Genomic DNA, 11,813 nt, shown 5'->3' with positions numbered 1-11,813 from the left:
GAGCGGGACGCCCCCACCGCACCCGGGACGGACGACACCCCCCGCCCGCGCGCCTTCACCGTCTCCGGCCGCAGCGCCGCCGCCCTGCGCGACCAGGCGCTGCGGCTCGCCGCCCGCCTGCGCACCGCTCCCGGCGACGCGCCACGCCCCGCCGACCTCGCCTGGTCCCTCGCGGCCACCCGCTCCGCCCTCGAACACCGCGCCGTCGTCGTCGCCCCCGACCACGCCGTACTCCTGCGCGGCCTGACCGCCCTGGCCGACGGAACCCCCGACCCCGCCGTGGTACGCGGCGTCGCCGACACCGAGGGCGACCCGGTCTTCCTCTTCCCCGGCCACGGGCCGCAGTGGGAGGGCATGGCCACCGAACTCCACACCCACGACGCCCGGTTCCGCGCCTCCTTCGACGAAGCCGCCGCCGCCGTCGAGGAGTTCATCGACTACCGCGTCCTGGACGTCCTGCGCGGCGCCCCCGGCGCCCCGCCGCTGGAACGTCTCGACGTCGTCCAGCCCACCCTGTTCGTCGTCTGCGTCGCCCTCGCCCGCCACTGGATGGCCTGCGGGGTCCGCCCCGCCGCCGTCGTGGGACAGAGCCAGGGCGAGATCGCCGCCGCGCACATCGCGGGCGTGCTCACGCTCCAGGACGCGGCCCGGATCGTCGTCGCCCGCGCCCGCGCGCTCACCCCCCTCGCCGGGCGCGGCGGCATGATCGCCGTACCCCTGCCGCTCGCCGAGGTCGAGCGCCTCATCGCCCCCTACGACGGCCGGATCACCGTGGGCGGCGTCAACGGCCCCCGGTCCGTCACCGTCTCCGGGGACGCCGAGCCGCTGGCCGCACTGCTGGCCCGCCTCACCGACGACGGAGTCCGGGCCCGCCGCGTCCCGATCCAGTTCGCCTCCCACTCCCCCCGGGTCGAAGAGGTCCGCGACGCCCTGCTCGCCGGATTCGCCCCGGTGCGCCCGCGCCCCGCCGAGATCCCCTTCCACTCCACCGTCACCGGGACACGCGTCGAGGACACCACCACGCTCGACGCCGCCCACTGGTACGACAACGTCCGCCGCCCCGTCCGCTTCGAGGACACGGTGCGCGCCCTCGCCGACGCCGGAGAGCGTGTCTTCGTCGAGGTGGGGCCGCACCCCGTGGTCACCACGGCCGTCGGCGACATCCTCGACGACCTCGGCATCACCGACGGCGCCGTCCTCGGCACCCTGCGCCGCTCCGAGGACGGGACCGGACGCTTCCTCACGTCCGTGGCCGGGCTCGCCGTCCGCGGCGGATCCGTGGACTGGAACGCGGTCCACGACGAACCCGCGCACCGCGTCGACCTGCCCGTCTACGCCTTCCAGCGCCGCCGCTACTGGCCCGGGTTCACCGCCGCCGCGACCACCCGGGCCGCCGAGACGGCGGACGCCCCGTTCTGGCGGGCCGTCGAGTCCGACGACCTGACCACACTCGCCGAGGCGCTCGGCCTCGACGAACACGCGGTCGCCACCCTGGCCCCCGCCCTCGCCGACTACCGGCGGCGCGGCAACGACCGTGCCACCGCCGACCGCTGGCGCTACCGCATCACCTGGCACCCGCTGCGGGACACCGCGTCCCCGGCCCCCACCGGCCGCTGGACCCTCGTCGTACCGCGCGGCCACGAGAACGGCCCCGAGGCCACCGCCGTCCGGGCCGCCCTGGCCCGCGCGGGCGCCGACTGCGTTCCCGTGATCGTCGACGGCCACCTCGACCGCGCCGACCTGGCGGCCGCGCTGAGCGCCGCGCCGGCCGGAGCGACCGACGGGGCCCGCGGCGTGCTGTCGCTGCTCGCCCTCGACGACCGCCCGCACCCCCGGCACCCCCTGCTGCACAACGGGTTCGCCGCCACCGTCGCCCTCATGCGGACGCTGGACGACCTGGGGACCCGGCTGCCCGTGTGGTTCCTCACCCGCGGCGCCGTCACCACCCGCTCCGACAGCGCACCGCCGACCCCGGCCCAGGCCCTCGTCTGGGGCTTCGGCCGGGTCGTCGCCCTGGAACAGGCCGACCGCTGGGGCGGCCTGATCGACCTGCCCGACCAGCTCGACGCCCGCGCCGCCGACCGCGTCGTCGCCGTCCTCGCCCGCACCGACCACGAGGACCAGGTCGCCGTGCGCGCCACCGGCGTCCTCGGCCGCCGACTGGAGCGCGCCGCCCTCGGCGGACTGCCCGGCCGCCGCCAGTGGCGCCCGGAGGGCACCGTCCTCGTCACCGGCGGCACCGGCGCCCTCGGCCGCCACGTCGCGCGCTGGCTCGCCCGCGCGGGAGCCCCGCACCTCCTCCTCGTCAGCCGCTCCGGCCCGGACGCGGAAGGCGCCGCCGAGCTGCTCGCCGAATTGAGCGCCGCCGGAACCCACGCCGAACTCGTCGCCCGCGACATCGCCGACCCCGCCGACCTCGCCGGACTCCTGGCCACCATTCCCGAGGACCGCCCCCTCACCGCCGTCTTCCACACCGCCGCGGTCCTCGACGACGGTGTCATCGGCTCACTCACCCCCGAACGCCTCGCCGCGACGCTGCGGGTCAAGGTCGGCGGCGCGCTCAACCTCGACGCCGCCACCCGTGGCCTCGACCTCTCCGCGTTCGTGCTGTTCTCCGCCTCCTCCGGCGTCTTCGGCAGCCCGGGACACGGCAACTACGCCCCCGGGAACGCCTACCTCGACGCCCTCGCCGAGGACCGCCGCTCCCGGGGCCTACCCGCCACGGCGGTCGCGTGGAGCGGCTGGGCCGGTGGCGGCATGGCCGCCGGTACGGTCGGCGAGCGCCTCCAGCGCCACGGCGTGCGCCTCATGGACCCCGCCGTCGCCGTCACCGCCCTCCAGGACGCCCTCGACCAGGACGACACCACGCTCGTCGTCACCGATATCGACTGGGAGTCGTTCGGGGCCGAACTCGACAAGGGCCGCCCGCGCCGTCTGTACGCCGAACTCCCCGAGCTGGAGGGGCTGCGCGCCCGGCGCCCCGCCGCCCCGGCCGCCGCCGACGGCGACGAGAACGACCTGATGGCCACGGTCGCCGCCCTCGGGGAGGCCGACCGCCGCCGCGCGCTGCTCGATCTGGTCCGCGGACACATCGCGTACGTGCTCAACCATCCCAGCCCCGACGACGTCGAACCCGCCCGCGCCTTCAGGGAACTCGGCTTCGACTCCCTCACCGCCGTCGAGCTGCGCAACACCCTCGGCGAGGCGACCGGCATGCCGCTGTCCGCCACCCTCGTCTACGACTACCCCACCCCCGCGGCCCTGGCCGACCACCTCGCGGAGCAGCTCGCCCCGGCCGGACCCGCCTCCTCCGGCGGCTCCGTCGCCGTCACCCGCCGGGACACGGCCGAGGACCCGGTCGTGATCGTCGGCATGGCCTGCCGGTTCCCCGGTGGGGCGGACACCCCGGAGGGGTTCTGGCGGCTCCTCGCCGACGGTACCGACACCATGGGCCCCTTCCCGGAGGACCGGGACTGGGACCTGGCCGGACTGTACGACCCCGAACCCGGCGCGCCGGGCCGTACCTCCACGCTCACCGGTGGTTTCCTCGACGGCTTCGCCGACTTCGACCCGGGCGTCTTCAACATCTCGCCCCGCGAGGCGCTCGCCATGGATCCGCAGCAGCGGCTGCTGCTGGAGGTGGCGTGGGAGACGTTCGAGCGCGCGGGGATCGATCCGGGGTCGTTGCGCGGCAGCAGGACCGGTGTGTTCGCCGGCACCAACTTCCAGGACTACACCTCCCGCCCGCTCGCGCCGGGCACCGATGTCGGCGCCCACCTGGTCACGGGCAACTCCGCCAGCGTCCTGTCGGGCCGCGTGTCCTACACGTTCGGTCTTGAGGGCCCGGCCGTCACCGTCGACACCGCCTGCTCCTCCTCCCTGGTGGCCCTGCACCTCGCGGCGCAGGCCCTGCGCGCGGGGGAGTGCGACCTCGCGCTGGCCGGGGGCGTCACGGTGATGTCGACGCCCGGCCTGTTCGTGGACTTCAGCCGTCAGCGGGGGCTGGCGGCGGACGGCCGGTGCAAGGCGTTCGCCGAGGCCGCGGACGGCACGGGGTTCTCCGAGGGCGGCGGTCTGCTGCTGGTGGAGCGGCTCTCGGACGCGCGGCGTCTGGGACATCCGGTGCTGGCCGTGGTCGCGGGCTCGGCGGTGAACCAGGACGGCGCCTCGAACGGTCTGACGGCGCCGAACGGCCCCTCCCAGCAGCGCGTGATCCGCGCCGCGCTGGCGGCGGCGGGTCTGTCGGGTGCCGATGTGGACGCGGTGGAGGCGCACGGTACGGGCACCAGGCTCGGTGACCCGATCGAGGCGCAGGCGCTGCTGGCGACCTACGGGCAGGAGCGTGCGGCGGACCGCCCGTTGTGGCTCGGATCGGTGAAGTCGAACGTGGGCCACACGCAGGCGGGTGCCGGTGTGGCCGGTGTGATGAAGATGGTGCTCGCGATGGGGCGCGGTGTGCTGCCCGCGACGTTGCATGTGGACGAGCCGTCGTCGCATGTGGACTGGTCGGTCGGCGGGGTGCAGCTGCTGAGGGAGGCGCGGGAGTGGCCTTCCGCGGGGGAGCGTCCGCGGCGTGCGGGCGTGTCGTCCTTCGGCATCAGCGGCACCAACGCGCATGTCATCCTGGAGGACGTCACCGGTCTGTCCCGTGCCGATGGGCCCGGCGCCGAGGCGCCCGGCGCCGGTGAGCCGGGGGCCGGAGCGGTGCCCGTCGCGGCGGACGCGGATGCGGGCGGCGCGTACGTTCCATGGGTCGTCACGGGCCGGGGCCAGGACGCCCTGCGCGCCCAGGCCGCCCGACTCCTCGACCACGTGACCCGGCACCCCGAGATCCCCCTCGCCGCGACCGCGTCGGCGTTGGCGACCACCCGGACACCCTTCACCCACCGTGCCGTTCTCGTCGGGGCCGACCGCGCGGGGCTCACCGCTCAGCTGACGGCGCTCGCCCAGGACCTCCCCGCACGGTCCGGCACGGTCACCGGCACCGCCCGGAGCAGCGGCCGTACCGCCTTCCTGTTCACCGGGCAGGGCGCCCAGCGTCCGGGCATGGGCCGCGAACTGTCCGCCGCGTACCCGGTGTTCGCGCGGGCCTTCGACGCCGTGTGCGAACGTGTCCCCGCACTGCGCGCGGCACTGGACAGCGACGACGCCGACCTCCTGAACCGGACCGAGCACGCGCAGCCCGCGCTGTTCGCCTTCGAAGTGGCCCTCTTCCGGCTGCTGGAGTCGTGGGGGGTGCGCCCGGACTTCGTCGCGGGCCACTCCATCGGCGAGATCGCCGCCGCCCACGTCGCCGGTGTGTTCTCCCTCGACGACGCCTGCGCGCTGGTCGCCGCCCGGGGCCGCCTCATGCAGGCCCTCCCGCCCGGCGGCGCGATGGCATCGATCCGGGCCGCCGAGGACGAGGTGCTGCCGCTGCTCGCCGGAGCCGGGCACGAGGTCGGCATCGCCGCCCTCAACGGCCCTGCCGCGACGGTGATCTCCGGAACGGAGAAGGCCGTCGCCCGGATCCGCGAACACTTCTCGGCGGCCGGCCGGCGCACCACCGGGCTCCGGGTCAGCCACGCCTTCCACTCGCCGCTGATGGATCCCGTGCTCGACGACTTCAGGGCCGTCGCCGCCGCCGTCTCCTACCACGAGCCCGCACTGCCCGTCGTCTCCGGCCTGACCGGCAGGACCGCGAGCACGGGACAGCTCACCGACGCCGAGTACTGGGTGCGCCATGTGCGCGAACCCGTCCGCTTCCACGACTGCGTGACCCAGCTGTACGCCTCCGGCGCCCGCCGCTTCCTGGAGGTCGGACCGGACGGCCCGCTCACCGTGCTCGCCGAGTCGGCCCTGTCCGCCGCCGAGCCCCCCGTCACGGACGAGCCGGTCCTGGTGGCCGCCGTCCTGCGGGACAAGACCGAGACGGACTGCCTGCTCAGGGCGGTGGGCACACTGTTCGCGCACGGCGTCTCCCCCGACTGGGCGGCGCTCCTGCCCGGCGCCCGCACCACCACGGGGCTGCCCACCTACGCCTTCCAGCGGCAGCGGTTCTGGCTGCCGACCGCGGCACCGGCCGGTGACCCGGTGGCCGCCGGACTGCGCGCGGCCGAGCACCCGTTCCTCGCCGCCGAGGTCGCCCGCGCGGGCTCGGACGACCTGCTGTTCACCGGACGGCTGTCCCTGCGCGAGCACCCCTGGCTCGCCGACCACACCGTCCTCGGCCAGGTCATTCTCCCCGCCACCGGCTACCTCGACCTCGCCGTACACGTCGGGGACCGTACCGGCTGCGGCCACCTGAGCGAGCTGACCCTGCTCACCCCGCTCGTCGTGCCCGCCGACGGCGCGGCCCACCTCCAGGTCACCGTCGACGCGCCCGACGACCACGGGCGCCGCGCCTTCGCCGTGTGGTCACGGGCCGAAGCGGGCGACGAGGACTGGCAGCGGCACGCCCAGGGCACCCTCGCCCCGCAGCCGACGTCCGCACCGGCCGACGACCTGACCGCGTGGCCTCCGCCGGGAGCGGTCGTCGTCTCCGAGACGGCGCCCTACGAGGACTTCGCCGCCGCCGGCTTCGCGTACGGGCCCAGCTTCCAGGGCCTGGGCACCGTATGGGAGCGCGGCGACGAGCGGTACGCCGACGTCGCGCTGCCGGAGCCGTACCGGGAGGCCGCCGCCCGGCACGTACTGCATCCGGCGCTGCTCGACGCGGCCGTACAGGCGCTCCTGCTGGGGCGGCCCGGCCGACGCGACGACGACACGGCGGCCACGCCCATGCTGCCGTTCGCCTGGACCGGACTGACCGTCCACGCCACCGGGGCGACGGCGCTCCGGGTACGCCTGAGCCCGGCCGACCACGAACACGGCTACCGGGTCCTGGTCACCGACACGGCGGGCCGGGCCGTCGCCACCGCCGACGCGATCACCCTGCGCGCGGCGTCCGCCGTCGCGGCCGACGCACCGGGCCGGACCGAACTGCTCTCCCTGGACTGGCGGGAGAGCCTCCCGGCCCCCGAGCCGCGCGCCGTGCGCACGGCGCGCTGGATCGTCCTCGGCGAGGGCGACGACCGGGTGGCCGACGTCCTCGACGCGGCCGGGGCACACCTGGAGACCTACGCCGACCTCGAAGCCCTGGGCAAGGCGGTCGACACCGGCATGAACATGCCCGAAGCGGTCATCGTCGCTCCCGACGCGCGACTCCCCGACGGCCACGGCATGCCCGAGGCCGTCCGCGGCCATCTGACCCGCACCCACGAGCTGATGTGCGACTGGCTCGCCGACGAACGCTACGCCGACTCCCGGCTCGTGTTCGTGACCCGCTCCGCGGTGACCGCGGGGCAGGACACCGGATCCCCCGGCGCGGTCGCGCCGGACGTGACCGGCGCCGCCCTGTGGGGTCTGGTCCGCGCCGGACAGGCCGAACACCCCGGCCGCTTCCAGCTGGTGGACCTGTCCGGCGCCACCGAGGACGGCGACCCGGCCGCGCTGTTCGCCGCGTTCGCCTCCGGTCTCCCGCACAGCGCGGTACGCGCCGGACGGGTTCTGCACCCCGACGCCGCACCCGCCACCACGGGCGCCACGCCGGACCTCGCCGCGGGCACGGTGCTCGTCACCGGCGCCACCGGCACCCTCGGCCGGGCCGTCGCACGCCATCTCGTCACCCGGCACGGCGTACGCTCCCTGCTGCTCACCGGACGGCGCGGACCCGCCGCCGACGGCGCGGACGCGCTCGTCGCCGAACTGACCGCTCTGGGCGCCCGAGTCCGGCTGGAGGCGTGTGACGTCGCCGAACGCGCCGAGGTCGAGCGGCTGTTGGGCCGACTGCCCGCCGACGCGCCGCTGACCGGCGTGATCCACGCGGCAGGCGTCACCGACGACGCCGTCCTCACCGCGCTCGACGGCACCCGCTTCGACTCGGTACTGCGCCCGAAGGCGGACGGCGCCTGGAACCTGCACCAGGCCACGGCGGCCGCCCACCACCCGGCCGTGTTCCTGCTGTTCTCCTCGGTCGCGGGTACCTTCGGCGCTCTCGGCCAGGCCAACTACGCGGCGGCGAACGCCTTCCTCGACGGCCTGGCCGCCCTCAGGCACTCGCTCGGCCTGCCCGCGGCCTCCGTCGCCTGGGGGCTGTGGAACGACGACAGCGGCATGACCGCCGGTCTGTCCCGGGCGGACCGCGGGCGCATGGCCCGCGGCGGCATGCGGCCGCTGGCCACCGAGGACGCCCTCGCCCTCCTCGACGACGCCCTCGCCACCACCGATCCCGCCGTGATCGCCCTCGCCACCGGCTCGGGCCGCGCCGGAGTCCGGTCGATGCTGCGACCGGCACCCGCGACGGCACGGCGCAGGGCCGCGGCCGCCGCGGCCGAAGTGTCCGTCCCGTCCCTGCTGGCCGGACGCACCCCCGAGGAAGGCCGCGCCCTGCTGCTCGGCCTGGTACGCGACCTCGGTGCCACCGTGCTCGGACACGCGAGCGCGGACGAGGTGGAGCCCGACCGGCTCTTCACCGAGCAGGGCTTCGACTCCCTCACCGTGGTCGAGCTGCGCAACCACCTCGCCACCGCCACCGGGCTGAAGCTGACCCCGACCCTGCTCTTCGACCACGCCACCCCCGAAGCCCTCGCCGCCCATCTGCACGGCAGGATCGCTGAGGGAGCGGCCCAGGACACCGGCGGGCGGCAGCCTGCCGCGGCCACACCCGAGATCCGCGTCGCGGACACCATCGGGGGCCTGTTCAAGCAGGCGTGCCTCGACGGCCGCGTCGACGAGGGCTTCAGCCTGCTCCAGGCGGTGGCGGGACTGCGCCCCACCTTCACCTCGCCGGACGAACTGCCCGGCCTGCCCGGGGCCATCCGGCTCGCGGCCGGCGACACCGCCGCACCGCTGGTGTGTTTCAGCTCGTACGTCGCTCTCGCCGGAGTCCACCAGTACGCCCGGTTCGCCTCCGCCTTCCGGGGCCGACGCGACGTATGGGCTCTGCCGACCCAGGGGTTCGGCACCGGAGAGCCGCTGCCGGCCACCCACGACGCCATCGCCGAACTGCACGCCGAAGCCGTACACCGCACCGTGGGGGACACCCCGCCCGTGCTGCTCGGCTCGTCCTCCGGCGGCATCCTCGCCCTGTCCGCCGCCCGGCGGATGCAGGAGCGCGGCCTCACACCGGCCGCCGTCGTCCTGCTCGACACCTATATGCCGCGCGTCGACTCCCCGTTCCTGCGCTTCTCGCAGCAGATGCTGACCGGCATGTTCGAACGGGAGTCCATGTTCGCGCACATGGACTCGGACCGGCTCACCGCGATGAGCTGGTACATCGCGATGGTCGGGGAGTGGGAGCCGGGCCCCCTGGAGTGCCCCGTGCTGCTGGTGCGCAGCAGCGAGCCCCCGATTCCCGCGGCACCCGGTGAGGAGATGCGCCCCGAGGAGTGGCAGACCTCCTGGCACCGGGCCCACACCGTCCTCGACGTCCCCGGCAACCATTTCTCGGTGATGGAGGACCACGCCCGCTCCACCGCCGGGGTCACCGACGACTGGCTCATCGCCCGGGGCGTCTGACCGGAGCCCACCGCACGCCAGGGGGCCGCCGCCCCGGACGACGGCGGCCCCCGGCAACGCTAGAAGTTCTCTTAGAGCCCCTCGCCCATGGCCCGAAAGGGGCGAATGGCTTCCCATAATCTGCCCAGGGGGCAGGCCCGGCCACGGCAGCGCCGGGCCCTGCCACCGCGAGGACACCGGGCGGCCCGGCCGCCCTCATCCGGCCGGCCGGCGAAGGGGGACATATGCCGTGAGCGAGGACAGGCAGTGCGACTTCCTCACCCGTGACCCGTGTCTCCAGCGACCCCCTGAGCACCCTGGCCAGGCCGCCCAGGACCGGCGCCGTGGACGTCGCCCCACTTGTTCGACCGGCCCGGAGGGCGTGTTGCGGAAAGTAGCGCCGTCCGCCCGAAGGGCGGGGCTCGCGGCGTCGGGTGTGTGCGGTCGCGCGGCGCGGACTTTCGAAACACGCGCCTCCGGGTGCCCGCGCCCCTGAAACACCGACCCGCCGCCCCACGGCCACGACTTCCCGTCCGCCCGCGAACGGGCCATGAATCAGTGGAGTACACCCATGCCCACCTCCGAAGAGCGGGTGGTCGCCGCCCTGCGCGCCTCCCTGACCGAGAACAAGCGTCTGCGCCGGCACAACGACGAACTCACCCGGGCGGCGACCGAGCCGATCGCCGTCATCGGCATGGCCTGCCGCTTTCCCGGTGACGTCACCGGCCCCGAAGAGCTGTGGGACCTGGTCGAGGCCGGTACCGACGCCATCGGGCCGTTCCCCTCGGACCGCGGGTGGGAGACGGCCGGTGACGCATCCCCGGCCGCCGCAGGGCAGCGCGGATTCGCGGGCGGGCAGGGCGGATTCGTCAGCACGGCGACCGACTTCGACGCCGGATTCTTCGGGGTGTCACCCCGCGAGGCCCTGGCGATGGACCCGCAGCAGCGCCTCGTACTGGAAACGTCCTGGGAGGCGCTGGAGCGCGCCGGTATCGAGCCCACCTCCCTGCGAGGCAGCCGCACCGGGGTGTTCGTCGGATGCAGCAACCAGAACTACGGCGCCGTCTCGGCCGACGAGCTGCCGGAAGGCATCGAGGGCCACCTGCTGACCGGCAACGCCGCCAGCGTCGTCTCGGGGCGGGTGTCGTACGTGCTGGGGCTGGAGGGCCCGGCGGTGACGGTCGACACGGCGTGCTCGTCCTCCCTGGTGGCCCTGCACCTCGCGGCGCAGGCGCTGCGGGCGGGCGAGTGCGACTTCGCCCTCGCGGGCGGCGTCACCGTGATGTCCACCCCCGATGTCTTCGCCGAGTTCGACCGTCAGGGTGGTCTGGCGGGTGACGGGCGGTGCAAGGCGTTCAGCGAGAGCGCGGACGGTGCCGGCTGGGGGGAGGGAGTGGGTGTTCTCCTGGTGGCCCGGCTGTCCGACGCGGTGGCGCGGGGCCATCGGGTGCTGGCGGTCGTGCGGGGCTCGGCGGTCAACCAGGACGGCGCGTCGAACGGTCTGACCGCGCCGAACGGCCCTTCGCAGCAGCGGGTGATCCGTGCCGCGCTGGCGGCGGCGGGTCTCTCGGCGGCGGATGTGGACGCGGTGGAGGCGCACGGTACGGGGACGAAGCTCGGTGACCCGATCGAGGCGCAGGCGTTGCTGGCGACGTACGGGCAGGGGCGTGCGGACGGCAGTCCGTTGTGGTTGGGGTCGGTGAAGTCGAACATCGGCCACACGCAGGCGGCCGCGGGTGTGGCGGGTGTGATCAAGATGGTGGAGGCGCTGCGGCGCGGTGTGCTGCCCGCGACGTTGCACGTCGACGAGCCGTCGTCGCACGTGGACTGGTCGGCGGGGGACGTACGTCCTCTCACCGAGCGGCGGACCTGGCCCGACACGGGGCGCCCCCGCGTAGCGGGTGTCTCCTCGTTCGGAGTGAGCGGCACCAACGCACACGTCATCCTGGAGCAGGCCCCGGTCACGGAGCCCCCGGCACCCCCGCACGCCGCCCCGGCGCCCGCGGCGCCGGTCGCCTGGCCGCTCTCCGGCCGGACCGAGGAGGCTCTGCGCTCCCAGGCCCGCGCTCTGGCGACCTTCGCCGACCGCGACTCCGACGTCGTCCCGGGCCGCGCGGGCCTGTCCCTCGCGACAACGCGCACGCACTTCGAGCACCGGGCCGTGGTCCTCACCGAGAACGGCCGCGACCTCACCGAGACCCTCAACGCCTTCGCGCACGGCATCACTTCACCGGACGTGATCGTCGGCCGCGACCGCGGAGACTCACGGCTGGCCTTCCTGTTCTCGGGGCAGGGTG

General features: G+C 75.2%; 2 protein-coding genes. Both read left to right on the top strand.

Annotated features, from left to right (window positions below):
• On the top strand, nucleotides 1-9,537 hold a 9,537-nt coding region (locus tag DVH02_RS10945), incomplete at its 5' end, for a type I polyketide synthase (protein ID WP_114623587.1).
• 529 nt (nucleotides 9,538-10,066) lie between these two features.
• The coding region (locus DVH02_RS10940) for a type I polyketide synthase (RefSeq protein WP_456113490.1) at nucleotides 10,067-11,813 on the top strand (1,747 nt) is incomplete at its 3' end.

The organism is Streptomyces corynorhini (genome assembly GCF_003346515.1).
Lineage (GTDB): Bacteria > Actinomycetota > Actinomycetes > Streptomycetales > Streptomycetaceae > Streptomyces > Streptomyces corynorhini.
The sequence above is the reverse complement of the archived record's forward strand: the minus strand, read 5'-3'. Positions and strand labels throughout refer to the sequence as shown.